This window comes from Methanomassiliicoccus sp. (assembly GCA_033485155.1).
Classification (GTDB): domain Archaea; phylum Thermoplasmatota; class Thermoplasmata; order Methanomassiliicoccales; family Methanomassiliicoccaceae; genus UBA6.
Genome location: JAWQJJ010000008.1, coordinates 48,866 through 73,290, shown reverse-complemented (window position 1 = coordinate 73,290; position 24,425 = coordinate 48,866). Strand labels below are relative to the sequence as shown.

Genomic DNA, 24,425 nt, shown 5'->3' with positions numbered 1-24,425 from the left:
TGTTGGTCGTTCGTTCCGTGTTGCGCTTTTTTGGATCGTCAGATAGCGGTCATTGCTGCAGCCTACGAGGGGAGCTATCGCTGAAGATGGTTCATCGATAACCCTGTTGTACTGCCCGAACGGCTACAAGGAGAGAGCCCGAGATATCGGGCCCTGTTCAGCCTTCCTCCGGGAACAGGTCGGTGCTGAGGTACCTCTCACCGAAGTCAGGAGCTAACGTCACGACCTTCTTGCCTTTACCTAGCTCCTTAGCCAGCTCCAGAGCGGCGTACACCGCCGCACCGGAAGAGGTCCCTACGAAGATCCCCTCCTTCGTGGCGAGCTTACGGGATGTGACCTTAGCATCCTCATCCTTTACCTGAACGATCCTATTGACCAGGTCCAGGTCGAGCACCCTCGGTACGAAGCCAGCGCCGATGCCCTGGATAGTATGGGGGCCTGGCTTGCCGCCTGACAGAACGGGCGATGCCGCTGGTTCAACGGCCACGAGCAGGGCCTTGCTCTCTGATTCACGAAGCCTCCGTCCTACCCCGGTGATCGTTCCACCAGTACCTACCCCGGCCACGAAGGCGTCGAGGTCCGGCACATCTTGGAGGATCTCGGGGCCTGTGGTCTTATAGTGGATCTCGGGATTGGCAGGGTTATCGAACTGCTGAGGGAGGAAGGAGTGGAGCCTCTCCGAGTGTATGGCCTTCGCCTTATCGACAGCCCCGGTCATCCCCAATGCCTTGGGAGTTAGCACTAGCTCCGCGCCTAGCGCCTTCAACAGCCTCCGCCTCTCTATGGACATGCTCTCAGGCATGGTGAGCACCAGGCGGTAGCCCTTGACCGCACATACCATCGCTAGACCGATGCCGGTGTTGCCGGATGTCGGCTCAACCAGCACTATCTCCGTGCCCGGGCTCAGCTTCCCTTCCTGCTCGGCTGTTTCGATCATCGCCAGGGCGATACGGTCCTTGACCGACCTCATGGGATTGAAAGATTCCAACTTCACATACACTTCCGCGGAGTCCTTTTCCGGGATCTTGTTCAGTCGTACCAAGGGGGTCTTTCCGATCGTTTCCAGTATGTTGTTGTATTTCATTGCTCATCACCTTTCCATCATTTTGTCATCTATGTGAATTTAACATTAGCATGCACTATGACTGGCCGATGGGTCGGCAATCACATTGGGCCTATTGAGAAAACCATGGTCGAACGCATACATCCGAAGGCTTCCGTACCCGCTATCTCGGTAGCCTCCCGCGTCCCCGCTAAATGTGTCCGCCCCGAGTGGCCGTGAGACTCTTCCACGACCGATATGGCGGCAACTTCGCCCGATGCTATCGGGCCCGTTCGTTCTTCATTTTCGTTCAAGCTGATACCTTCTCTCCGGCAAGACTATCAGGTCATCGTTCACCGGATAATCCTGTAACAATTGTTAATTTATTTAAAGATAGGTATGCTTCCGATTCTATTGTGAATAATCAAGAAGGCCCGCTGATATTCTGTGCGCAGCTTTGAAAGAGCAGGGAGTGACCGGCCGGAGAGGGCATCTGGCAGGCGCCCCTGTGTTAATTCATTTTATCGCGACCCGTGCTCCGTTCTTAAGATCAGCAGGAGTAAGGGCAGCCACCTCATCCATGAGCGCAACCTTGAACGCGAACGGGCCGGAGGCTTTCCTAGCCGCACGTTCCCCGGCTATGCCAAAGGCCACCAGGGCAGCCGCAGAGGTAGCCAAATGGTCATCAGAGGTCGTTGCGAATGCTCCCACCAGTGAGGAGGCCATGCAGCCCGTTCCCGATATGCGGCCCATCATCTCATGCCCATTATCAATCAGGACCGTCCGCTTGCCGTCAGTGACGATATCGGTCGCCCCGCTCATGACCACGACCGCGCCGGTCATTTCTGCGAGAGCGCGGGAGACCTCCGTCGGATCGCCGCTTATCCCTTCCGAGTCTACCCCTCGGACCTTTCCTCCCGTTCCGGCCATGGTCCCAATCTCACCCCCATTGCCCTTGATGATTGCTATATGGACCTGCTGCAGCAGCTTGGCGGCGACCTCGGTACGATATCTGGTGGCGCCAGCCCCTACCGGGTCCAGGACGACAGGTATGCCCAGCTCATTGGCCTTGTTCCCGGCGATGACCATGAAGTCCACCTGCTCCCTCCGAAGCGTGCCTATATTGAGAACCAGCGCACCGGCCAATGAGACCATGTCGGCGACCTCCTCCTTGGCCTCGGCCATTACCGGAGCGGCACCGATGAACAGGGTGATGTTTGCGCAATCGTTGACCGTCACGTAGTTGGTGATGTGATGCACCAGCGGCCGCTTCTCCCTGAGGCGGCCTAACAGTTCCGATAATGTGCTAGCGTCCATGGAGATCCTTGTCCGGCCCGACATCCCTGTGAGAAGGATTCGAACGGCCGGGTTGAGATCGTTCGTTTCTATTTATCTCTTAATCCCGCCCCGATCGCAAAACAGCATCGCCATCGATACGGCCTATGAAGCCCCCTTTGCTCCCGGTCGACCAGACCACAGTTTCATGAGGCGGTAGACGTTATCTCACCTTGGGGATGCCGACATGAACAGGAAGAGTCCGCCCATGCACGGCGGGATGACCAGGAGTGAGTTCGACGGCCTGAGAGATGATCTGAAGAAGCTCATCTGCGAGCATCCTCGAGCCAAGTTCACCATCCTATTGGTCGACGGCCGGGGGCGCCGAACCGAAGATCTGTCCCGAGCGGCCAGGTACGGGTTCACCGTCCATGAGGACGATCGCCTCATCTTTGAAGAGGTGGGCAGGGTGACCGCCGGGGTCATGATCAAGGGGTGATCGCCGCGTGCCGCCGAGAGGGTCGGTCGGGCCTTCGAAGAGGAGGGGAGTAACCTTGATCCCCAGTAGGCTGAGGCCGTTCGTTTACATCATTCTATCCGCCGCCCTGTTCGGTATCAGCGCCCCGGTGGCCAAGCTTCTGGTTTCCGATATTGGCCCAGTGGCCCTGGCCGGACTGCTGTACCTCGGGGCCTTCCTAGGACTGGTTCTCCTAAGAGTATCGCCGTTGGGGAGGAACGAGAAGGAGACCGTGCTGAAGCGGTCAGAGCTTCCCTATCTTGCCGGCTCCATCATCTGCGGAGGGGTCATCGCTCCCATCCTGCTGATGACGGGCATCGCGTCGGTGACGGGCATCGCGTCCTCTCTCCTCCTCAACCTGGAGGGGGTGGCTACCGCGCTGATAGCCTGGTTGGCGTTCAAGGAGGCGGTGGGCAGGCGAACGTGGGCCGCCCTGGTCGTGATGACTGCGGCAGGGGTCCTGCTGGCCTTGGACACCGGGGGCGGGGAGACCTCGATTTTCGGGGCCGCCCTGATCGTCATGGCCATGGCTCTATGGGGACTGGATAATAACCTTACGAGCAAGATCGCCAGCACTGGCCCGCAGCGAATCGCGATGCTCAAGGGCCTGGTGGCGGGGACCGCCTCCCTATCTATGTCCTTCCTCCTGGGGCAGGCCCCTGCCCTAGGACCAGAGATACTGGCCGCCCTCCTGTTGGGCTCCCTGAGCTACGGTGTGAGCCTTGTCCTCTTTATCCTGGCCCTCGGATCTCTAGGCCCGGCAAGGACGGGAGCATTCTTCGCTCTGGGACCGTTCATCGGCGCGGTGGCCGCAGTGGTCCTGCTGCAGGAGATGCCCAACCTTGTCATTGTACCGGCCGGGGCCCTGATGGCCTTGGGCGCCTACCTGCTGCTGACAGAGAGGCACACCCACCTCCACTGGCACTCCCGAGTGGTGCACGAGCATGTCCACGAGCACGGCAACGAACATTCGCATGCTCACCACCCAGAGATCACCGGCCCCCATAGCCACGAGCACGTGCACGAAGCGGTCCTCCACGAGCACGAGCACTCACGGGACGGGGAGCATCATCAGCATTGAGATCCATCGTCAGGCACTGGGGCAATCTGGATTAGCATCGGGGGTGCCCTAAAGTTCACCCCAAAGGTTATTAAGCGGCCGTCTGTGTTGGCCGTCCTACCTAGCGGGAGCGTGTTCAGACTGCCTGATGCCGACCAAGCCTTGGACGCGATGTTCGCCGGGGACTCACCGTCCACCAGGCAACAGTCGTCCTACTTCTACCGGATGGCCCCGTTCCGGTTGCAGATCGAATGCACCGCGGAGTGCTCTGCCGATTGCACGTATTGCTATGCAAAAAGCGGCGGTCCGACCGGTGAGCCGCTGTCCTCCAGGGAGATCAAGGGCATCCTGCGCCAGGCGGCCAATATTGGCATAAAACAGATCGACTGGATGGGCGGGGACCCCATGGAGAGGCCGGACTGGAGGGAACTCCTCCAGACTGCCCGGTACAATGGGATGACCAACAACCTGTGGACCTGCGGGGCGAGGTTGAACGACATCGGGCAGGCTAAGTGGGCCATCGACCTGACCCGGGACGGGTACATCATGGTGCATCTAGATTCCCTGGACCCCGAGGTGCTGGTGGCGATGCGATCATCCTACAACCCTCGCACCACTCGGGACACGCTGAAGGGCATCGAACTGCTAGAGGAGATGGGCAAGCCTCCCCAGGAGATCGGCAACCTGCTAATGATGACCGCCGCCCAGGATGTCGAAGATATCAAGAGGACAATGAGCCAGCTGTATCATGGGTACGGCGTGAGGACCTGCCTGATGTCCCTCAAACCGGTGGACGAGACTGGAAAGCTGTATCCTCTGCTCCCCCGCCCGGAGGACGTGGCGGAGGCCTACCGCCATCGCGACCAGCTGTTCCTGGCCGGGCGGGATATGGGCTGCCAGGACTTTCCCCGCGAATACTGCGGGACCACCATGTTCATCTCCCTGGACGGGAGGGTATCATCCTGCTACTCCCTGCGCCGGAACCTTGGCTCGGTACGCGAGTACTCGCTCGAGGAGATCGCTTCCAATGCCTCCTCCTCGCTGTTCTTCACCGCCTTCAGGAAGTACTCCGACGATGTGGTGTGCGGCTCCTGTGACCGCGAGCTCTGCTGGGGATGCCGGGCCAACGCCTTCTACTTCGGCGGAGGCTCCTATCTCAAGGACCCCATCTGCCCCCGCGGCGCGGGGACAAGGCGGCCGGTCCTGCCGTATTAGTCGTACAAGGCTGGCTCGAGAACGAACTTGCAGAAGTTGCTCTTGGTGCCGAAGCACTCTGATTGAGTCACTCTCAACGGCACCCCGGTCCGGGAATCGAAGATCGATTCCATGATCCCTTCGTTGAGGATGCATAGTGTCTTCCCCACGTCCGGCGCGTCGGACATGTCATAATCGTCCTTGACGATGAGGGTCAGGGGCACCAGTGAGTACACGTTCACATCTCCGAGATCATGGCGGGCGTAGAACTCCTTGACCTCGTCGACCAGCCCTTTAACGTCATTGGACTTCATGTGCCGGGCCATGGCCAGCCCTATCTGGCGGCCGATATCCTTGAGCACGGGGTCCATGTTAAGACCGATGGCCTCCACCCCGATGACCAGCGCCCTGAGCTCGCCCTTGATGAATCGGGTGGGCGAGCCAATGCTCTTATCGATTATGCTGGTGACCGACCGGCTGAGGTCCTCGCGCGGAACCACCGAAGATCCCACCGGCTTGGAGACCAGATAGAAAATCTTGCGGCGATTGTCCGAGGGGTCGTCCCTGGACGCCACCAGCCCTTCCTTGACCATCTTGTCGAGGTGGACGGACAGCGTCGACTGGGCTTTGCCGGTGAGCTGGGCGATCTCCGATAGACTGAGGTCCCGCCTCTGCAGTTCGCTCAATATCTTCTGCCGTACCGGGTTAGAGATCTGCTTCAACCCGGAGCTGGTGGAGTACACATCAAGAGCGGAGCTCTTCTTCATCGGCTTCGATGGAATAATGGCGCAGTGCCTATTAATTCCCTTCGAATGTTCGCTTAACGGCGTTAAAGTATCAAGCCAACATCTTAGTATATCTGTTGGGAATGACACAGCGGGCATTACCATGAGGGTGCTGATAGGCAAGGATAGCATCGAGACGAGGGCGGTCTGGTTCGAGGACGGCATGGTCCGGATGATCGACCAGCGCCTGATCCCCCAGAAGTTCAAGATCATCGACATGGCCGACCATCACGAGGTCGCGGAGGCCATCCGCAACATGACCGTGAGGGGGGCCCCCTCCATCGGCGCCGCCGCGGCCTACGGAATGGCCCTGGCCGCCAGGAATGAGTTCGATGTTCAGAAGGCCGCCGAGGAGCTCAAGGGAACACGACCCACCGCCTTTGACCTGTTCTACGCGGTGGACCATATGCTCAGCTCGCTGGAGCTGGGGGATGACCCGGTGCAGGCCGCCGACGCCTATGCCGACCAGGTGGTGGAGCGCTGCCGCCTCATCGGCAAGTACGGCGCTGAGCTGATCGAGGACGAGATGAACATCATGACCCACTGCAACGCAGGGGCCCTGGCCACGGTCGACATCGGTACTGCTCTGGCCCCGATCAGGACGGCGTGGACCGAGGGACGGCATATCTACGTGTACGTGTCGGAGACAAGGCCGCGCCTGCAGGGCATGCGCCTAACCGCCTGGGAGCTGTACAACGAGGGTATCCCCCACTCCATCATCGTCGACGGTGCCGCAGGTCATTTCCTGCGTAAGGACGTCAACATGGTCATAGTGGGCGCCGACCGCATCGCCTCCAACGGGGACTTCGCCAACAAGATCGGCACCTTCGACAAGGCGGTCATGTGCCACGAGCTGGGGGTGCCGTTCTATGTCGCCGCTCCCATCTCCACCTTCGACTTCTCCATCCCCAGCGGGGACAATATCGTCATCGAGGACCGCTCGGCCGATGAGGTCACCCACATTGGCAAAGAAAGGCTGGCCCCGGAAGGGTCCCCGGCCCTCAACCCCTCCTTCGACATGACTCGGGCGAAGTACGTGACCGGGTTCATCACCGAGGTCGGGGTGCTGCGACCCGCTGAGATCGGCCGGGTGCGTAAGGAGAAGTTCGCCGAGGAGGGGGATCTCTGAACGAGGAGCAGGGCCGCCGAGACCTCGCGTCCATAGCCCGCCTGGCCTACGAACGTCGGTTGACCTTCGGGGCCGGAGGGAACCTAAGCCTCCGTTTGGACGAGAGCACCGCGCTCATCACCCCGTCGGGCACCATAAAAGGTCTCCTAGCACCGGAGCAGATGATCAGGGTGAGTATCGAGACCGGGAAGGCAGAGAAGGGGAGGCCGTCGATGGAGACCCCTTTCCACACCGGGATCTACCGCTCCCGGCCGGAGGTAGGGGCGGTTATTCACCTCCACCCACCGTCGTGCACCGTGCTCGCCCTCCTCCATCGCACGCTCCGTCCGGCCATAACTCCGGAGGGCGTCCTGGTCCTGGGCAACTTCGTGCCCATGATCGCCTACGCCACTCCCGGGAGCGAGGAGTTGGCCCAGAACATCGTGACCCAGCTCGGCACGGCCAACTCCTGCCTGCTGGAGAGCCATGGCGCCCTGGCGGTGGGCAGGGATGTCATGGACGCCTTCGGAAGGATGGAGACGATGGAGTACATCGCCTCCCTGCAGCTGCGCTGCGAGTCCCTGGGCGACCTGGAAGACCTTCCTGAGGAGGAGGTATCCAGGATGCTATCCAAACATTGATGAACAGACAAGGAGTCCCGGTCCGGATGATCCTGGTTACAAAGTGGTTCGGCGTCTTCCTGGTGGACAAAGAGAAGCAGAAGGTGATACGCCACACCCTCTTCGAGAAAGACCCCAAGGCCATCGCCACCAAGCTCGCCCTCGTCCAGAAGGGCGAAGTGCTGCCCGAGGAGGCAGCCATGGCCCAAAAAAGGATGCGAGTCGCCGAGCCCCGGCTGTCCCCCCTGGGAAAGCCAGAGTTCGTGGACTCCGCTTTCATCCGGCCGGAGGATTACGGGTTCTCCCCGCAGCTAATGCAGAAGGTCATGGTCGAGCTGGGAAAGCTGCGGACCAGGGAACCCCTCCCTGCCGACCGCTTCATCGTCCAGGCCGTGCGCGCACTTGACGACACCATTGAGATGATCAATCTCACCAGCGAGCGGCTGCATGAATGGTATGGCTTACACTTCCCTGAACTCGCGGACTATGCCCGGGAGGAACGTTACGCTCGGCTCATCGCCGAGAAGGGCTCGCGGGAGGTCATCCAGGATGCCCTGGACCTGCAGCTGGAATCGGTGGGTTCGGAGCTGGAGGAGAAGGACCTAGAGGTCGTGAGGGGCTTCGCGAACTCCCTCATCCAGCTTTACGAGGAGAAGGCCAGGCTGGAAGCGTACATCGCCGAGCGCATGGAGGAGGCGGCCCCCAACATCACCTCCATCGTCGGGGCCAGCCTGGGAGCGAGGCTCATCTCCATCGCCGGAGGGCTGAAGCGGCTGTCCCGCATGCCCGCGGGGACGGTGCAGCTGCTGGGTGCGGAGAAGGCCTTGTTCGCCCATCTCCGCCAGGGCAAGCGGCCACCCAAGCACGGGGTCATCTTCCAGCATCCCACCGTCCACAGGGCCCCCTATTGGCAAAGAGGCAATATTTCGCGGACGATGGGTGGCAAGCTGGCCATCGCCTCCAAGGTCGACTATTTCAAAGGTGAGTTCATCGGGGATCGGCTGAACGAGGACATCGCCAAGCGGGTCGAGGAGGTCATGCGCAAGTACCCCGAGCCTCCCAAGAAGGAGCAGCGGCCCCGAACCGACTACCGACCCAAGGGCCAGTACCATGGGCCGCCCCGCCAGGGACGGCCGCAGCAGCGTTGGGCCGGGAAGAAAGGGGGGCGGTGAGGGCAGTGTCCCGCTGACCGTCACTGGCCTACCGTACCGCTGATGACCCTCCATACGGGCGTTGGATGAAGCAAATTATTTAAACAGGGGGCGATTTCCCTCCAATTGATATATATGTGGACTCAGGCCGAGGTCAGGGAACTCAAGGTAGGACGCTACATGCTTATTGATGAAGAACCCTGCAAGATTCTCTCCATCGACACTTCCAAGCCCGGCAAGCACGGCGAGGCCAAGAGCCGGATCGATGCTGTTGGGCTCTATGACGGTAAGAAGCGCAGCGTCGTCCACCCGGTGAAGCACAAGGTCCAGGTGCCCATGATCGACAAGCGCAAGGGGCAGATCCTGGCCATAGCCGGGGACGAGGCCCAGATGATGGACCTGGAGACCTTCGAGCAGTTCTCCCTGCCCATCGATGAGGAGCTCAGGGGCCAGATCAACCCCGGTGACGAGGTCCTCTACATGGTCGCGATGGGCAAGAGAAAGATCACCAAGGTCTGAGCAGGTCACCACAATGCCCTCTCCAGGAATAACCTTCCTGGGCGCGGACACGCCATATCCGGCCTCCAAGTTCGTCGTACTGGGCGTTCCGTTCGACCTGACCACGGCCTTCCGCCCGGGAGCGCGGTCCGCCCCCACCGCGATACGCGAGGCGTCCTATCATTCTGAGAGCTACATGCTGGAGCATGGGCTTGACTTGACAGAGGTGGGCGTGCACGACCTAGGCAACCTACCCGACTACGCTACCGTCGATGAGATGGTAGAGGGCACCAAGCAGGCGGTCAAGGGCATAGTGGCCGATGGCAAGTTCCCCCTAATTTTGGGCGGAGAGCACACCATCAGCATCCCCACTATCGAGTCCTTCGAGGATGTCGGGGTCATCTTTATCGATGCCCACCTCAACTACAATGATGTGGGGATGGGACAAAGGTACTGCCATGACACGGTGGTCCGAAGGGTCGCGGAGCGCCTGGGCAAGGACAATGTCCTGGCCTTCGGGGTGCGCTCCATATCTAAGGAGGAGCATACTGAGGGCAACCTGCCAGAATACATCGATTCCTTCACCATCGCCCAGGAGGGCGTGGAGAAGGCGTTCAAGCGGGCCCTCAACATCATCAAGAAGGACAAGATCTACCTGAGTCTGGACGTCGATGGCCTGGACCCAGCGTTCGCGCCTGCGGCGGCCATGGCCGAGCCGTTCGGACTGACCTCGTTCGACGTGAAGAAGTGCATCAACATGCTCGGTCCCCGCCTGGCGGGCTTTGACGTGGTCGAAGTTTCCCCACCCTACGATAAAGGCAATACCGCAGCCCTCGCCGCCCGGATGGCCCAGGAAGCGGTGGCCGTGGCCTGGAAGTACCGCCGCGTGGAAAAGGAAAAAGAATCAACCGGCCCGCGTCCCTTCTGGAAGCGCTGACCGGCTTCGTTTTTCTACCCGATCAGGTCGCAGAGGACCTTCTCGCAGTCGTCGGAGCGCTTGCGAGCATCCTCCGCGCTCCTGGCCTCGGAGTACACTCTGAACAGCGGCTCGGTGCCCGACGGCCGGACTAGGGTCCAGCCGTCATCGTAGCAAATCTTCACACCGTCGGTGGTGTCCACCCGCTGCGCGGCGTAATGCTCGACCAGCGCCGCCAGCACCTTCTCCTTGCGGTCGTCCGGGCACTCCATCTTGCGCTTGTCCTGCGAGTAGTGGGGGATGCGGTCGACCAGCTTGGACAGGGGCCCGTCGGAGGCCACGATCTCCAGCATCTTGGCCACGGTCATCGCTCCGTCCCGGCAGTGCTGGTGCTGAGGGAAGATCAACCCGCCGTTCTCCTCGCCGCCGAACAGCGCACCGACCTCGATCATCTTCCTTGCCACCACCGGCGCTCCGACGCGGGTGTATATCACCTTGCCGCCGGCCCGGCGGACGACGTCCTCTACTGCCATGGACGATGAGACCGGAGTGACGACGGTCCCCCCTCCGTTCGCTCTTACCATGGCCTCAGCGGTTATGGCGAGGGACTTGTCCCCGTACATGTATCGGCCCTTATCATCCACAAAGATGGTCCGATCGGCGTCCCCGTCATGGGCGATACCCATGTCCGCCCCGGTGTCCTTCACCATAGCGATGAGGTCCTTGAGATGGGCCTCCACCGGTTCGGAGGGGTGCCCCGGGAAGGTTCCCTGGGGATTGCAGTTGAGGGTGATCGCCCTCACGTTGAGGTCGTCCAGCAGCTTTGGCGTGGAAACCGAACCGGCACCGTTGGCGCAGTCCAGGACCACCGTGAGCCCGGCCCCCCGGATAGCGTCGGCGTCCACCAGCCGCTTGACCGAGGCCAGATAGCCGTCGATAGCGCCCGTTGCCTGGCGCATGCTCCCCACGCCCTTCCAGTCCATGCTGCTGAAGCTCTTGGTGAAGTACAGGCGCTCGATCTCCTCCTCCTTGAACCGCGGCATCTCCGTGCCGTCGGCGTCCACACACTTGATCCCGTTGAACTCAGGGGGGTTGTGGGAGGCAGTGATCATGATGCCGCCCGTGAGCCCGTTGTTCTTGACGTAGTGCTGGACCACAGGGGTCGGGACCAGACCGAGATCCAGTACCTCCGCCCCGGCGCACATGACGCCGGCGGACACCGCGCTCTTAATCATCGTTGCGGAGGTGCGGGAGTCGTTCCCGATGGCCACCCGACCGCCCATGAACGTCCCTATCGCCTTCCCCAGGTCCATGGCCAGCTGGACGTTCATGTCCTTGCTGATCACACCCCGGACCCCGTTAGTACCAAAAAGCCTCTCCGCCATCATATCACCGAACTTTGTGCGCCTCGGAAGTAATTAGGATGTGTATAATGTCAGCGACGTCCTTGCACGAGTCCGCGGCGTTCTCGATGCCGTGGAGCATGTCTCTCAGGAGGAATACCGCCCGAGGGTCGATGTCCGAGAACAGTATCTCCTTCTTGGTGACAAAGTATAGCTCGTCCAGCACATGCTCGAGCCGCTCCACCTCCCGGGAGTGCTTCTCCGCCATCTGCTCGTTTATACCTAGATTCTCGATGCTGGCCCTGAGCTCCTTGGCCGCCCGCTCCAGTTCGATTGTCATTTCATGGTAGTGGGACCATAGGGTGACCGGGACCTTCACCTTCGCTTCCAGGATAAGCTGGAGATTCATCCCCGCCTCCTTGGACCAGTCGGCGATGAAGTCCATGCGACGGACCAGGCGCATAAGGTCCTCGCGTTCTTTGGGCTCCATGTCCCCCTTGCTCAGTTCCATGCTTATCCGCTCTTCGACGCTGTCCGCCTCCTGCTCGGAGAGTAACATGCGGTTAAGGGCGTCCATGGCCTTGATGGGGTCCGAGCCGCACAGGGCGGTCACCGCCTTGTTCAGCTCAGAGGCCGCATCCCCCACCGCGCGAACATGATCGCGTATCCCACTCATGACCACCGACTCGCGGCGCTTTCCGAACCACTCCAATAATGATTTCCTTTCACTCAAGCTTTATCGCCTCTTGCACGCCCTCGGGCGGTCTGGGGTAAAGTATTCCGGACCTCTTGCTCCAGATAAGGTCCACGCGGTCGCCTATATTATAATCTCGGTCCTCGGATGTACTGACATCGAAGGTCAACCGGTCCTCGCTCTCTGTTTCCACCGATATTCGGATGTATGTACCCATGAACGATATGCCCTTCACCACCGAGCGAAGACCTTCGGTGGCGGGGTGCACTCTTTCCGGGCGTATCGATAACACGACCGCGTCGCCGCTACCGAAGTCCGAGGGCCTAGCCTCCACCACCGTCCCGTCCCTCAGCTCGACCAGGGTACGGTCTTCCAGCACCTCTTTGACTACTCCCTCCAGCAGGTTCGTCTCCCCGACGAAGTTGGCGGTGAAGAGGTCCTTGGGGGCGAGATAGAGCATCTCGGGGGTGTTCGTCTCCACGATCCGGCCGTTGCGCATCAGGACGATACGGTCGGACACGGTCATAGCCTCCTCCTGGTCATGGGTGACATGGATCACCGTCAGCCCAAGGTCCTTGGTTATGCGCCTCAGCTCGTAGCGGAGGTCCATGCGCACCCTGGCGTCGAGGGCAGAAAGCGGCTCGTCCAGCAACAGAAGTTTGGCCCCCGAGGCCAGAGCGCGGGCCAGTGACACCTTCTGCTGCTCCCCGCCCGAAAGCTCGCCGGGGAACATGGACATGCGGTCCAGTAGCTTCACCAGCTCCAGATAGCGGCGGGGTATGTCCTGTGCCTCCTTCTCATCCATGCCCCTGACAATGGGGCCGTAGGCGACGTTCCCCAGAGCGTTGAGGTGAGGGAACAGGGCTATGTTCTGGAACACATACCCGATGTCCCTCTCCTCGATGGGCACTCCTTCCATGTCCCTCCCCCCGATGAGCACCTTGCCCTCGGTGGGCTCGATGATCCCGGCGATCATCCGGATCAGGGTGGTTTTTCCGCAGCCAGATGGCCCTAGGATGGTCACGTACTCGCCATCGGCGATCTTTAGGTCGATGTCCCGGGAGGCAGTCACTTTTCCGAACCGCTTCATGATCCCCTTCAGCTCCACCTCCGGCATCAGTCCACCCTCAGCTCATTGTCCAGTCCGCCCTCGGGGTACGGGAAGACCGAGGCCTTCTGCACCCCCCAATTGAGGCCGATCTCATCCCCCACCGTCACCTGATCCCGGCGGGAGGCCGGCAGCTTCACCGAGAACCTTTCCAGCCCCGGTATGCCGACGTCCAGATGCACTATGCGGCCCTCGAACAGCGTCCTCTCCACCGTCCCGGTAAGGAACGCGTCGCTCTTCTTCACCACCCTGGTGTTGCCGATCTTGATCGCCACCACTACCTTGGAGTCGACCGGCAGGGTGCATGGGCGGGCGAACACTATGCGGCCCTCCTCGTCGTGCACCGTCGTCGTTCGCCCATGGCCGGAACACAGGATCGACCCGGTGAAGAAGTTGGACTGTCCCACGAAGTTGGCGACGAAGGGGGTGGCGGGACTGTCGAACACCTCCCGGGGGGTGCCGATCTGGACGATGCGCCCGTCCCTGATGACGGCGATGCGGTCAGCCATGACCATGGCTTCTTCCTGGTCATGGGTGACATGGATGACGGTGAGGCCGAGGCTCTTGGCCATGGACCGGAGCTCGTACCGGAGATCGATTCTCAGGCGGGCGTCCAGGGCCCTCAGTGGCTCGTCCAGTAGAAGCACGTCCGGGCTCGTGGCCAGGGCCCTGGCCAGAGCGTTCCGCTGCTGCATTCCTCCAGACAGCTCGCGGGGGTACGAATCGGCCCTTTTAGTAAGACGCACGAGGTCCAGCAGCTCGACCAGAGTCTGCTTCTTCTCCTCCTCGGGCATCTTCCTGATGCTCGGTCCGAACAGGATGTTCTCGGCCACAGTCATGGTCGGGAACAGGGAGTAGGTCTGGGACAGCAGCACGGCGTTCCGCTCCTCCGGCTCCAGCCTGGTGATGTCACGGTCGTCGAAGAGCACCTGCCCGGAGTCCGGCTTGGTAAGCCCAGCGATGATCCTCAGGGCGGTCGTCTTGCCCGCTCCGGTGGGCCCCAGGAGGCACAGGTACTCGCCGTTGTTCACCGTGAGATCGAGGTCATCGGCGGCCACCACATCATCATACCGCTTGCTGATCTCCTGAAGGGCGATGCTGGGCGTTCAGATCGCCTCCTTCCTCTTGGTGATGTAGCGGAGCATGAGCATGAAGATGTAGGAGACGACGATCAGAATGATGCACGCCAGTCCGGCCTGGAAGAACGCGTTGCTCTTAACCAGGGAAACGATGAACACGGGGGCGGTCTGGGCGTTATTGCCCAGGATGGCCTGGGTGGCGCCGGTCTCTCCGAGGCTGCGGGTGAAGGCCATGATGGCTCCAGCAAGGATGGAACCCTTGATTAGGGGATAGAGCACCCGGCGGAACGACTGCATGGGGTTTGCGCCCAAGGTCCTGGCCGTCTCCTCGAAGGACGGGTCGATCTCCTCCACCGCCCCGGCCACGTTCCTCACGACCAGAGGATAGGTGAACGCTACGTGGGCCAGGATGAGGATGACGAACTGAGCCCCGCTGAGCACCCCCGCCGCGCTCCAGAATAGGCTGAGCGATATGCCCAGGGCGGCGGTGGGAACGATCAGGGGAACATTGACCAGTACATCGAGGATGTGTGACGACTTCCGGTCAGGATGCTTGGAGATGTAGAGCGCGAAGGGGATGCCCATGGCGATGTCAATAACCGTGACGATGCCGGCCAGCAGGAAAGAGTATCCCAGCGCGGAGAAGAACTGCCCCCACTCGGCGGCCTGAGGCGTCGAGAACAGCACGTAGGTGAAGATGAAGAAGGACGGCACCAGGACGAACAGGGCCAGGAAGAAGAGGGCCCCCCCGTCCTTAAGCTTGGGAAAGATGCCTCGGCTGAGCATCTTCTCCGGCATCGGCCACACCTTGCGCAGGGGGATGTGGAACTTCATGATGAGAAGCTTGAGCACCACCAGCAGGATCAGGGCCAGGATGATGAGCAGGATGCTTACGAAGGCCAGGGCCGGAGTGTAGCTGGGGTCGGTTAGGGACAGAGTCTTCCAATCCCCGATAAGCGTGGGCCCGGTGGCGAAGTCGCTGGCCGCGGTGACGCCCATGCGGGACATCGTGCTCAGGGCGATCATGGTCCCCCCGGTCTCGCTCATGCTGCGGGAGAAGCACAGGATCACACCGGTCGCCAGGCCAGCCCGGAAAAGCGGCAGGGTTACCGTGCGGGCAGCGGTCAGCCGGCTCGCCCCCAGCGTCCGGCCAGCGGTCTCGTAGGTCTCGTCGATCTCCTCCAGGATGGCCGACAGGGAGCGGACCATATAGGGATAGGAGAACACGATGTGCAGCAAGATGATCAGGATGAAGGGGGAGGAGATGATAGAAAGGGAGAAGGGGGGAGGGTTTGGGTTCACGACCCAGAAGATCGCTGCGGAGAAGCCCAAGGCGGCAGTGGGTACCGCCAAAGGCATATCTATCAACGTATCCAGCAACTCCTTTCCCCTGAAGTTCTTGCGTACCAGCATCCACGCTACAGGGAGGCCGGCGAGGAAGTCGATGATCGTGACGATGGTGGCGATGGCGAAGGACGCGATAATGGCGTCCTGGATCATACCCATGGTCTCCGGGTTGCTCAGAACGGTGAGGCTGATGGCATCCCAATCGGTGAAGGCATAGGTAACGACGTAGACCGTGGGCAGGACGATGAAGAGGAGGAAAAAAGCGATGATGAAGGCGTTCCAGCCCTTGCGGAACCCCTTGTGGTTAATGAACTCTAGGAATTGATCCCGTCGCTTCATTGCTTAACCCTGCAGGCCTTTACCACCGTAAAGACTGGTGCGATAAATAACTACTGGGAGAGGTTTGGGGCACCGTCACTGCCTGGCCAGGACCTGGTCCCTGACCACTTCATCCCTGGCCACCACGCAATCGGGGCCGATTATGCTGTTCTGGACCTTGGCTCCCTCCTCCACCAGCGCCCCTCGGAGCACCATGCTCTCCGATACCTCGGCGCCCCGGGATATGAGAACATCGTCCTCGATGTACACATGGGGACCGATCCGGCACCCTCGGAGGTGAGCGCGGAGGACCGTGTTGGCTCCGATCACCGCAGCCTCCTCCTCCTTGATGAGGTCGGGCGAGATCCTTCCCCCGCCCAGGTCGAGCAGGGTCCGCTGGGCGGCGAGGATGTTCTCCCGCGTCCCGCAGTCGATCCAGTGGCCCTTGAACTCGTAGCCGTAGAGACCCTTGTCGAGCACCTTAGGAAAGACCTCCCGCTCCATCGACACCACGCCCGACGGGATCTGGTCGAGGATCTCCCGCTCGAATATGTACACACCGGCGTTGATCGAGTTGGAGATGGCTTCCTCCCTCTTCGGCTTCTCCTGGAAGGTGGTGATTCGCCCACGCATGTCCCTCCCCACGACCCCGAAGGCCGAGGGGTCCTCGACCTGCCACAGGGACATCGTTCCAATGCCTCCATGGGAGCGGTGGTATCGGAGCATGTCGTTGAGGTCGATGGAGCACACCACGTCGCCGTTGAAAGCGATGAAGGTATCATCGAGATAGTGGGAGACGTTCTTGATGGCCCCGCCTGTGCCGAGGGGTTGCTCCTCGTTGACCAGGACGATCTTGCGGCCCACATCATGGGTGCTGAAGTACGCGTCCAGGGCGTCACGCATGTAGGAGACGGCGAGGATGACGGTGTCGACCTCAGCGGGCAGCGGATCGATTATGTGGCTAACCAGCGGCTTACCTAGGAGAGGTACTAGCGGCTTGGGCATCCCGTAGGTCAGGGGCCTGAGACGGGTGCCCAGGCCTCCGGCCAGGATCAGGGCTTTCATGTCCGCTCGACTACTGCAGAAACCTAGGCACGGTTCACAGCGGGGAGATGCTCACGACATTGTTGCCGCGCAGTACCACGACCCCCAAGCGTCTGGTCTGCTCGGAGGTACGCTCCTCGGTATCCTCCAGGACCATGTTCATGTAATCATCGTAGCCGACCAGCTTTCCCTCCAGGACCCTGGTGTCCTTGAGCAGAAGAGAGATCCGGTGGTCCATCGACTTCTCGAGCAGCGCGAGCGGCATCACCATAAATAATCACTTGCCTTGGGATTGTAGGGACGTAATTTAAGCTTTCCGTAAGGGGAGGGCGGGGCCAAGCGGATCGCAGAACGGCACTTCAGTTTTGTGGGCTGGTATATAGAATGCATTAAATCGTTCGATACAGTTGAAATCGCTGCGGCTATGGACACGGAGACTCGGCTCATCCTTGACATCGCGCTGATCCTAGGTTCAGCAGGTCTGCTCAGCATCCTGTTCGGGAAGTTGAAGATGCCCACGGTCATAGGGTACCTTGCCGGGGGGGTCCTCCTCGGCTCGGTGGTGGTGCCGGGAGTGGCCATGGACCAATCCACCCTTTCGATCTTCTCCACCATCGGCGTCATCCTGTTGATGTTCTTCATCGGCATCGAGCTCAACCTCAGGGGGTTGCGCCACACCGGGCCTTCGGCGTTCCTCATCGTGTCCATCGAGATGACCCTCATGGTCATCCTCGGATACTACTTCGGACTGATCATCGGCCTGGAAGAGGTCCAGGCGGTGTTCCTGGGGGCCATCATCTCGGGCGCCAGCACTGCCGCCGTGCTCCTGGTGGCCAAGGAGAACGGCCACATCGACCGCGACCTGTCCCGCGCCCTGATGTCCATCATGGTGTTCGAGGACATAGGGCAGATCGTCATCCTAACCCTCGCCTCCCCCCTCGCCACCGGCACCGTGGCCGCCCCGGGCACGGAGTATTGGATCATCCTGGAAATCATCGCCTTCATGGGACTCAGCATCCTGGTGGGACTCATGGTCCTCCCCCGGGGCCTCGATTGGCTGCGAAGGAACTACTCCAAGGAGACAGTCCTCATCGTCTCCCTGGCCCTGTGCTTCGTCATGGCCTTCATCTCCGGCTACATCGGATTGTCGGTGGCGATAGGGGCCTTCCTCGCTGGGCTCATCGTCTCCGAGTCCACCTGCAACAACCTCATCCGTCGGAGGATCGAGCCGATGAAGGAGGTGTTCATCGCCATCTTCTTCATCGCCATCGGAATGCGCATCGACGTGGGCCTGGTGTTGGACAACATCCTGCTGTGCCTAGGTATCGCCACCGTATTCATCGTGGGGAAGTTCTCCACCATCCTGTTCGCCTCCTACCTGACGACCATGGACCTACGGTCCTCATTCTACCTCGCCACCAGCATGGTGGCGATGGGTGAGTTCGGGTTCATCATAGCCACCCTTGGACTCAGCGCCGGCATCCTGGATCTCGGCTTATACTCTACGGTCATCGGGGCAGCCCTCATCACCATGATCGTACTCCCCCTGCTCTCCCGGTCTGGGCCTCGGATTTACGACCGGACGTCCCGAGCCGCTCCCTCCTGGGCCCATGAGATCGTGCGCCGCATGGAACGGGTGCGGGCCGAGGTGCGCCGGAAGATGAGCATCTCCCCGGAGTTCCGTCTGGAGGTCCGCCAGCAGCTGCTGCTTGTCTTCGTGGACCTGATCTTCATCATCTCCATCCTCATCGGGCTCAACCTGATCTCTCCGGTGAACGACCTCATCGCCCCCCTGGCCGGGGAACTCCACCTGCTGCCCGCCCTCCTGCTGTTCATGATCACCGTGGTCCTCATCTCCCCGGTGGTGGTGAACATCGTGGCCCGCCTGCGGCTGATCGCCTTCATCATCATGATCAACGTCTCTGAGGGCGGGAGGCATTCCATCTCCGGCCGTATGCGCATCTACCGCATCTTCCGCAACGTCGGCCAACTGTTCATGATCGCGGTCCTGCTCCTCCTCTTGGTCCCCTTTCTCCCCCCGGTCGGGGCCCTGGACCTCTTCGCGGTCCTCGCCCTGTTAGGGGTGGTGGTGTCGCTATCGGCCCTGTCATGGGGAGTGCTTCGTCCGGCGTTCAACCGAGCGTCCTCGGCCTTCGTGGCTAAAATGGTCCTCCTCGATGATGATGAGGACTCGCCGGCGGAGAGCAAGTACTGCGAGGAATGAGACTACGGCCCGTGGGCCTTCTCCTCCATCCATCGTCTGACCGCGGTCTTGCTCGTGCCGTCGATTCCGAAGTACTCGCAGAACCGCTTAGTGGTCGTCAGGACGAGTGTCTGCCCCTTCTTCTTGGCGGTGACCAGTCCGAGCTGGTGCAGCGTCCGGACGTCGTCATAGACCCTTCCGCCGAGCGAACGGGCAAGATCGCTCTGCATGATCGGCTGATGATAGGCTATCATGGCCGCGGTGCGGAGGACCTCGTCCGGGACCTCCTTGGGAGAGAACTGCCTGCCGAACGGACGGTACTCCTCGCGGACGATGAACGAGTATCCCACTCCGGTCTTGGCCACCTGCATGGCCGACCCCCGGCTGTCGTACTCCTCCTCGAGCTTCTTCAGCGCCCGGCGAACGACCGCCCCGGTAAGCTGGGTCTGGACCTCGATCTCGGAGACCTTTACTGGTGTGGAGGAGGAGAAAAGGACCGCCTCCACGATGCGGACGGGATCGAGGTCCACCTCACATCACCGCTTCCTTGCTCCGAGGAAGCGCCTGGGGGGTGGGCACCGAAGGAGCGTCCTCCAGAGTGCCGATATCCCAGTCCAGCTTGACCTCCAGCTTAATCGTGCCGTAAGGGCTGTCGTCCTGCCACACCGAGATCCTCCCCGAGCGAGCCAGGAACAGCAGGGACATGAATACGGTCACCAGGTCCTCCCGGCCGCCGTTCCAGAGATCATCGATCTCCACCGGGCCAGAGCCGCATTTGGAGATGCGCTGCCACACATCCTCGACGTCCTTTTCCAGGTCATCGTTGTGGGCTTTGGTGTCGAAGAGGCCGTTGAGCTTGGCGCGATTAGCCTCCCTGATCCTTTCCCGGAGGGCGTTACGCTCCTCCTCTTCCTGGGCCTCCTGGAAGGCATTCAGGAGCTCAAGGAGAGTGACCGGGCGAGAGCCACGGTGGCGGACAACCTCGTCCAGCTCGATCTCGTCCGGCAGCACCAGCACCCGCCGGGGCTCCTCCGGGACGAAGAGGTCGAGGCATTCCATGTCGTCCATGAAGTCGTCTGCCCGAACCTCGGAGTTGGTGAGCACCCGTTCGCTCTGCATGCGCAGGATGGACCAAGCCATCAACATAAGCTTGCCGGCGAGGACGAAGTTAACCTCCTCCTCCTTGACCCGCTCGGCGTAGAGCGTGGTGAACTTCATGAGGTCGATGTCCCAGGGGTCCAGATCGTTGGAGAGCACCAGCTCGAAGACCGTCTCGATGGAACGGTCCAGGGGGTCCCGGGAGGTCGGCGCGGTGTTGGCGTCCCGGAGGATGGACAGATAGTGGTCGATCTTCTCCGAGCCCGAGTCATCGTCGATCATAGCCTTGTGGAACAGGAGGTGCCCGAGCACCCCTTCCGCGGCCTCGCAAGACATCATGATGTTCCCTCCATCCTCTCTTCTTGTATCTTAAGTTCTGCCGGCAGTTCGCTCACATCGGAGATGTTGGGTCGGATGATGACATGGGATATGCCGCCCTCCTGCTTGGTGACCCCGATAATGTGGTCGGCCTTGGTCAGAGTGATCTTACGCAGTGAGATCTGTACGAACTGGGCGGTCTTGGACGACTTCTGCACCCTCCGAGCGACCATGTCCGCGTTGATGCCATCGAGGAACATGTCCACCTCATCGAGCAGATAGAACGGCGAGGGTTGGTACTCCTGTATGGCGAAGATGAAGGCTAGGGCGGTGAGGGACTTCTCCCCTCCGCTGAGCGCCTCCAGTCTCAGGACCTTGCCCTGCTTCGGCTTGGCCTTGATGGCCAGCCCGCCCTGGAATGGCTCCTCCGGGTTCTCCAGAAGTAGTTCGGCCTCTCCTCCTTGAGACAGATCAGCGTAGGCCTGCCGGAAGTTCTGGTTGACCGCATCGTACACCTTCAGCAGGGCCACCTTCTTCTTCAGGTTGAGCTCTTCCTCCAGCCTGAGGAGGTCCTTGCGCTGGGCATCCAGACGACGGGTTTCGGCGCTGAGCTCGTCGTGCCTGGCTTTTTTCTCGGTATAATCGTCCACCGCCTTCAGGTTCACCGGGCCCATGGAGCTTATGGCGCTCTCACACTGGCGGATTATGTCCCTCAGCGCATCCATGGACGGTGCGGGCAGGACGACCGGGGTGTTCAGCTGCCGGAGCTCCTCCTCCAACTCGCCGATGCGGATCTGACCCTGGGCGATTCGGGTATTCAGGCCGATGATAATCTCGCCCTTGGTCTCCACCGTGCCGGTGATGCGATCCCTTTCCCCTTCCAGAGAGGTCTTCTCCCTGAACAGCTGCTCCTTGCGCTGGCGCAGGCCGTTCATCTCCTGGCCCATGGAATCCTCAATCTTGCGCAGGGCGGCCAGATCGGTCCGGGCGCGCACCGCCTGGGCGGTCGCCTCCTCGCCCTCCCTCTTCAACCGGACGAGCTTCTCGGCGAGCTGCCGCTGGGCCTCCACAAGTTCGTCCCTGCGCTTCTGGGTGAGCTTGATTCGGGCGTCCAGAGTGTCCCTGGCCGAGCGCAGCTCGGAGGTACGGATGGTCAAGTCGGCAACCTCGCCCTGGAAGGCCTTGAGCTTCTGGGCCATCTCCCGGGGAGCGAGCTTTTCCATCTTGGCCCGGGCCTCATCCCGGCCCATCCGCTTCGAGCCCAGCTCCTTCTCGGCCTGAGCGAGTTTGCCGACCAGCTCGGTCAGCGCGGTGGCCACCTGGCCCAGTTCGGTCGCCTTCTTGGTCTTCTCCCCGGCAACCTGGGTCAATTTGGCGCGCAGGTCGTCCCTCTGCCGCTCCAGGGCCTTGAGGGTCACCGATGACGCCCCTCCGACCCCAGTCAGCTCTCGGATACGTGCCTCCAGGGCGAGCATGTCCGAGCGGGCCTGGGTCAGATCGGTCTGAAGCTTGATGGATGATTGGATCGCAGTGTCGAGCTTGGCGGAGACCTCCTCCAGGCGGCCCTTGGCCGCGGCCCCGAACTTGAGCTGGGTCTGCTCGACGTTCCCTCCCACCATCGCCCCTGAGGCCTCCAGCAACTCTCCGCCTTGGGTGACCAGGCGAACACCCCCCATGAGCCTACGGGCCTTGTCCAGGGTGTCCACCACGACAGTGTCGCCGAGAACATACCAGAACGCGGCACGGTATTGCTCGTCGAACTTGACCAGGTCGATGGCGAAACCCACCGCGTCCTTGGCCGCCATGATGGCCTTTCCTCGCGGCCGGCCGTCCAACATCTTGGTCAGAGGCAGGAAGGTTGCTCTCCCCAGCCCATTACGCTTCAGGTGCTGGATGCATTGTGAGGCGACCTCATCGTCATCGACCACTATGGCTTGCATGCGGTTGCCGGAGGCGACGTTAAGCGCCGTCTGATAGTGCGGGTCTACCTCTGCCAGCTCGGCGATTGTGCCGTGGATGCCCCGTATCGTGCGCCCGTCCCTCGCCTCCATAATCCCCCGCACGGCGCGGTTGTACCCCCGGGCGATCTCCCCGGCGGCCTCCTCCTCAGCCTTCAAGCGGGACACCTCCCGCTGCAGGGACTTGATGGCCTGCTCCAGCTCGTTGCTCTCCTTGGTCAGGCGGGCCTCCGCCCCCTTCTTCTGGAGGAACTCCTCCTGGAGGACCTTCAGCTCCTTGCCCGAGCCCTTGTCATGGTCCTTGATCTCCTTGATCTTCCACTCCGCATCGGTGACCCCAAAATCGTGGGCCTTGATGTCCTCGTCAAAGGCGGCAGCCTCGGACTCCAGCCGCTCCTTGCGGCCCTCCAATCGGTCCCTGTCCATCGTCATGCGGTTAAGAGCTTCCTCGGCCTCCCGTACGCCCTTCTCCCGCCCCGCGATGTCCCTCTCCAGGTCCGCGAGCTCGGTGTCGCAGGCGCTGATCTTGCCCTGAACCTCGGCCAGTTTCTCCTTCCTATCGATGAGCTCGGCCATGCCCTTCTCCAGCAGCCGGGCCTTCTCATCATGCTCGGCGACCAGCGAGGTGACATCCGCGGCGGTTTCCTTTTCCTCCACCGCGCGCTCGCTCATCTCCGTCTGCACTTCGCCCGCCGCTTGGGAGGAGGTTGCGGCGCGGTCCTCTGACCGGGCCACCAGGATCTTCACCGCGTCGATCCTCTCCTTGAGCTCCCGGAACTCCTTCCCGCCCCTGGCCTCCAGCTCGCGATCTACCTGTACCATGCCCTCATCCAGCTTGGCGATCCACTGGGCGATGGCCGCCTTGCGCTCCCGTAGCGTGACGATCTCCGCCTGAATGTTGGCGATCTGCTTCTGGGTGCTGGCGATCTCGGCCTCGGCGTTCTCCTTCTGGCGATGGGCCAGCTGAGCCTTAGAGCGGGTGAGCGTCTCCTTGGTCCGGAGGTAGGTCATTGCCACCTCCTTCTCCTGCTCCAGCTGGTCGATCTGCCGCTGCAGCTCGTTAAGGATGATGGATATGCGGTCGATGTTGGCGTCGGCCTCGTTCCTCTCCTTCTGGGCCTTGAGGATCTCCTCGTCGAACTTGGAGATGCCCGAGATGTCGTCGAGGATCCTCCGACGCTCCAGGTTGGACATCGTGACCACCCTGGTGACGTCCCCCTGCTGCACGAAGTTGTAGCCCTCGGCGCTGATGCGGGCGTTGGAGAGGAGCATGTCGAACTCCGAGAGCGAGGACTTACGCTCGTTGACGTAGAAGTACGAGCTATACCCGTCGCCCTCCGAGGCCAGCTTCACCAGCCGGGTCAGACGGACAGTATCGTCATCGATGGGGATCAAACGGTCCTTGTTGTCGAAGACCAGAGAAACCTTGCAGTGGTCGGCTGGCTGCTTGCTGCTGCCACCATTGAATATCAGGTCGGTTAGCTTCCCGGCCCGGATGGCCCTGGAGCTCTTGGGACCGAGCACAAATAAGATGGCATCGGATATGTTGGACTTGCCGGACCCGTTGGGGCCGGTGACCGCGGTATAGCCCTCTAATAGTGGAACGGTCAGCTTCCTGCCGAAAGACTTGAAGTTCTCCAGCTCGATCTGTCTAAGGTACATTCGTCCTCCGCCATCGGAGGCGAAAGAGGGTTACCAAGTTCCTTGGTACCCTGTTCGCGCATCCCATCACTAGTCCGACGCGTGTCG

General features: G+C 61.2%; 22 protein-coding genes. 9 read left to right on the top strand and 13 right to left on the bottom strand.

Annotated features, from left to right (window positions below):
* Positions 1-157: 157 nt before the first annotated feature.
* Both cysK and thiM read right to left on the bottom strand, forming a co-directional pair.
* Entirely contained in the window at positions 158-1,084 is a 927-nt protein-coding gene (cysK, locus tag SA339_11525; GenBank protein MDW5563848.1) for a cysteine synthase A, read from the bottom strand.
* A gap of 474 nt (positions 1,085-1,558) precedes the next feature.
* A complete protein-coding gene (gene thiM / locus SA339_11520) occupies positions 1,559-2,383 on the bottom strand; it encodes a hydroxyethylthiazole kinase (protein ID MDW5563847.1) in 825 nt (274 codons plus the stop codon).
* 181 nt (positions 2,384-2,564) lie between these two features.
* Here thiM and SA339_11515 point away from each other — a divergent pair, with 181 nt between their 5' ends.
* The 3 genes from SA339_11515 (at position 2,565) to SA339_11505 (ending at position 5,109) form a co-directional block, all read left to right on the top strand.
* On the top strand, positions 2,565-2,816 hold the full coding sequence (locus SA339_11515) for a hypothetical protein (protein ID MDW5563846.1): 252 nt from the start codon (positions 2,565-2,567) through the stop codon (positions 2,814-2,816).
* A 55-nt stretch (positions 2,817-2,871) separates the two neighbouring features.
* Positions 2,872-3,915 carry an EamA family transporter gene (locus tag SA339_11510; GenBank protein ID MDW5563845.1) on the top strand — a complete coding sequence of 348 codons (1,044 nt, stop codon included), beginning with the start codon at positions 2,872-2,874 and terminating at the stop codon, positions 3,913-3,915.
* Between the two features lie 87 nt (positions 3,916-4,002).
* Positions 4,003-5,109 (top strand): radical SAM protein, encoded by a 1,107-nt coding sequence (locus tag SA339_11505; GenBank protein ID MDW5563844.1) that lies wholly within the window; start codon positions 4,003-4,005, stop codon positions 5,107-5,109.
* On the opposite strand, the gene SA339_11500 is transcribed toward SA339_11505, so the two are convergent.
* Positions 5,106-5,855, bottom strand: coding sequence for an ArsR family transcriptional regulator (locus SA339_11500; GenBank protein MDW5563843.1), 750 nt, complete (start codon positions 5,853-5,855; stop codon positions 5,106-5,108). The genes SA339_11505 and SA339_11500 overlap by 4 nt on opposite strands.
* A gap of 121 nt (positions 5,856-5,976) precedes the next feature.
* Here SA339_11500 and mtnA point away from each other — a divergent pair, with 121 nt between their 5' ends.
* From mtnA to speB, 5 genes are all read left to right on the top strand, one after another.
* Positions 5,977-7,002, top strand: coding sequence for an S-methyl-5-thioribose-1-phosphate isomerase (gene mtnA / locus SA339_11495; GenBank protein MDW5563842.1), 1,026 nt, complete (start codon positions 5,977-5,979; stop codon positions 7,000-7,002).
* On the top strand, positions 6,999-7,622 hold the full coding sequence (locus tag SA339_11490; protein ID MDW5563841.1) for a class II aldolase/adducin family protein: 624 nt from the start codon (positions 6,999-7,001) through the stop codon (positions 7,620-7,622). The genes mtnA and SA339_11490 overlap by 4 nt, the downstream gene beginning before the upstream one ends.
* Entirely contained in the window at positions 7,622-8,773 is a 1,152-nt protein-coding gene (locus tag SA339_11485) for a ribosomal biogenesis protein (protein ID MDW5563840.1), read from the top strand. The genes SA339_11490 and SA339_11485 overlap by 1 nt, the downstream gene beginning before the upstream one ends.
* Before the next feature lie 114 nt (positions 8,774-8,887).
* Positions 8,888-9,271 (top strand): translation initiation factor IF-5A, encoded by a 384-nt coding sequence (locus SA339_11480; GenBank protein MDW5563839.1) that lies wholly within the window; start codon positions 8,888-8,890, stop codon positions 9,269-9,271.
* Positions 9,272-9,284: 13 nt separating this feature from the next.
* Positions 9,285-10,187 (top strand): agmatinase, encoded by a 903-nt coding sequence (speB, locus tag SA339_11475; GenBank protein ID MDW5563838.1) that lies wholly within the window; start codon positions 9,285-9,287, stop codon positions 10,185-10,187.
* 14 nt (positions 10,188-10,201) lie between these two features.
* Here speB and glmM read toward each other — a convergent pair whose 3' ends face one another.
* From glmM to SA339_11440, 7 genes are all read right to left on the bottom strand, one after another.
* Positions 10,202-11,554 carry a phosphoglucosamine mutase gene (glmM, locus tag SA339_11470; GenBank protein ID MDW5563837.1) on the bottom strand — a complete coding sequence of 451 codons (1,353 nt, stop codon included), beginning with the start codon at positions 11,552-11,554 and terminating at the stop codon, positions 10,202-10,204.
* 1 nt (position 11,555) lies between these two features.
* Positions 11,556-12,242: a DUF47 family protein gene (locus SA339_11465; protein ID MDW5563836.1), complete on the bottom strand. Its 687-nt coding sequence runs from the start codon at positions 12,240-12,242 to the stop codon at positions 11,556-11,558.
* Complete coding sequence (locus SA339_11460) at positions 12,235-13,320, bottom strand: ABC transporter ATP-binding protein (GenBank protein MDW5563835.1); 1,086 nt, start codon at positions 13,318-13,320, stop codon at positions 12,235-12,237. Before SA339_11460 ends, SA339_11465 begins: the two co-directional genes overlap by 8 nt.
* Positions 13,320-14,369 carry an ABC transporter ATP-binding protein gene (locus SA339_11455; GenBank protein MDW5563834.1) on the bottom strand — a complete coding sequence of 350 codons (1,050 nt, stop codon included), beginning with the start codon at positions 14,367-14,369 and terminating at the stop codon, positions 13,320-13,322. The genes SA339_11460 and SA339_11455 overlap by 1 nt, the downstream gene beginning before the upstream one ends.
* A 48-nt stretch (positions 14,370-14,417) precedes the next feature.
* On the bottom strand, positions 14,418-16,076 hold the full coding sequence (locus SA339_11450) for an ABC transporter permease subunit (protein MDW5563833.1): 1,659 nt from the start codon (positions 16,074-16,076) through the stop codon (positions 14,418-14,420).
* A 75-nt stretch (positions 16,077-16,151) separates the two neighbouring features.
* The gene (locus SA339_11445) at positions 16,152-17,120 is read right to left on the bottom strand and encodes an NDP-sugar synthase (GenBank protein ID MDW5563832.1); all 969 of its coding nucleotides are present in this window, start codon (positions 17,118-17,120) and stop codon (positions 16,152-16,154) included.
* A gap of 34 nt (positions 17,121-17,154) precedes the next feature.
* Entirely contained in the window at positions 17,155-17,370 is a 216-nt protein-coding gene (locus SA339_11440) for an LSM domain-containing protein (protein MDW5563831.1), read from the bottom strand.
* A gap of 153 nt (positions 17,371-17,523) precedes the next feature.
* On the opposite strand from SA339_11440, the gene SA339_11435 reads away from it, so the two are divergent.
* Positions 17,524-19,323 (top strand): cation:proton antiporter, encoded by a 1,800-nt coding sequence (locus SA339_11435; GenBank protein ID MDW5563830.1) that lies wholly within the window; start codon positions 17,524-17,526, stop codon positions 19,321-19,323.
* 2 nt (positions 19,324-19,325) lie between these two features.
* On the opposite strand, the gene SA339_11430 is transcribed toward SA339_11435, so the two are convergent.
* The 3 genes from SA339_11430 to smc are packed head-to-tail and all read right to left on the bottom strand — an operon-like array spanning position 19,326 to position 24,338.
* Positions 19,326-19,832: an SMC-Scp complex subunit ScpB gene (locus SA339_11430; GenBank protein ID MDW5563829.1), complete on the bottom strand. Its 507-nt coding sequence runs from the start codon at positions 19,830-19,832 to the stop codon at positions 19,326-19,328.
* Position 19,833: 1 nt separating this feature from the next.
* A complete protein-coding gene (locus SA339_11425; protein ID MDW5563828.1) occupies positions 19,834-20,739 on the bottom strand; it encodes a chromosome segregation protein ScpA in 906 nt (301 codons plus the stop codon).
* Complete coding sequence (gene smc, locus SA339_11420; GenBank protein MDW5563827.1) at positions 20,736-24,338, bottom strand: chromosome segregation protein SMC; 3,603 nt, start codon at positions 24,336-24,338, stop codon at positions 20,736-20,738. Before smc ends, SA339_11425 begins: the two co-directional genes overlap by 4 nt.
* Positions 24,339-24,425 lie beyond the last annotated feature (87 nt).

Bases quoted from the DNA above. Each gene is read 5' to 3' on its own strand.
- cysK (MDW5563848.1), bottom strand. From the start codon at position 1,084: ATGAAATACAACAACATACTGGAAACGATCGGAAAGACCCCCTTGGTA.
- thiM (MDW5563847.1), bottom strand. From the start codon at position 2,383: ATGTCGGGCCGGACAAGGATCTCCATGGACGCTAGCACATTATCGGAA.
- SA339_11515 (MDW5563846.1), top strand. From the start codon at position 2,565: ATGAACAGGAAGAGTCCGCCCATGCACGGCGGGATGACCAGGAGTGAG.
- SA339_11500 (MDW5563843.1), bottom strand. From the start codon at position 5,855: ATGAAGAAGAGCTCCGCTCTTGATGTGTACTCCACCAGCTCCGGGTTG.
- mtnA (MDW5563842.1), top strand. From the start codon at position 5,977: ATGAGGGTGCTGATAGGCAAGGATAGCATCGAGACGAGGGCGGTCTGG.
- SA339_11485 (MDW5563840.1), top strand. From the start codon at position 7,622: ATGAACAGACAAGGAGTCCCGGTCCGGATGATCCTGGTTACAAAGTGG.
- SA339_11480 (MDW5563839.1), top strand. From the start codon at position 8,888: ATGTGGACTCAGGCCGAGGTCAGGGAACTCAAGGTAGGACGCTACATG.
- speB (MDW5563838.1), top strand. From the start codon at position 9,285: ATGCCCTCTCCAGGAATAACCTTCCTGGGCGCGGACACGCCATATCCG.
- glmM (MDW5563837.1), bottom strand. From the start codon at position 11,554: ATGATGGCGGAGAGGCTTTTTGGTACTAACGGGGTCCGGGGTGTGATC.
- SA339_11460 (MDW5563835.1), bottom strand. From the start codon at position 13,320: ATGCCGGAGGTGGAGCTGAAGGGGATCATGAAGCGGTTCGGAAAAGTG.
- SA339_11450 (MDW5563833.1), bottom strand. From the start codon at position 16,076: ATGAAGCGACGGGATCAATTCCTAGAGTTCATTAACCACAAGGGGTTC.
- SA339_11445 (MDW5563832.1), bottom strand. From the start codon at position 17,120: ATGAAAGCCCTGATCCTGGCCGGAGGCCTGGGCACCCGTCTCAGGCCC.
- SA339_11440 (MDW5563831.1), bottom strand. From the start codon at position 17,370: ATGGTGATGCCGCTCGCGCTGCTCGAGAAGTCGATGGACCACCGGATC.
- SA339_11435 (MDW5563830.1), top strand. From the start codon at position 17,524: ATGGACACGGAGACTCGGCTCATCCTTGACATCGCGCTGATCCTAGGT.
- SA339_11425 (MDW5563828.1), bottom strand. From the start codon at position 20,739: ATGATGTCTTGCGAGGCCGCGGAAGGGGTGCTCGGGCACCTCCTGTTC.
- smc (MDW5563827.1), bottom strand. From the start codon at position 24,338: ATGTACCTTAGACAGATCGAGCTGGAGAACTTCAAGTCTTTCGGCAGG.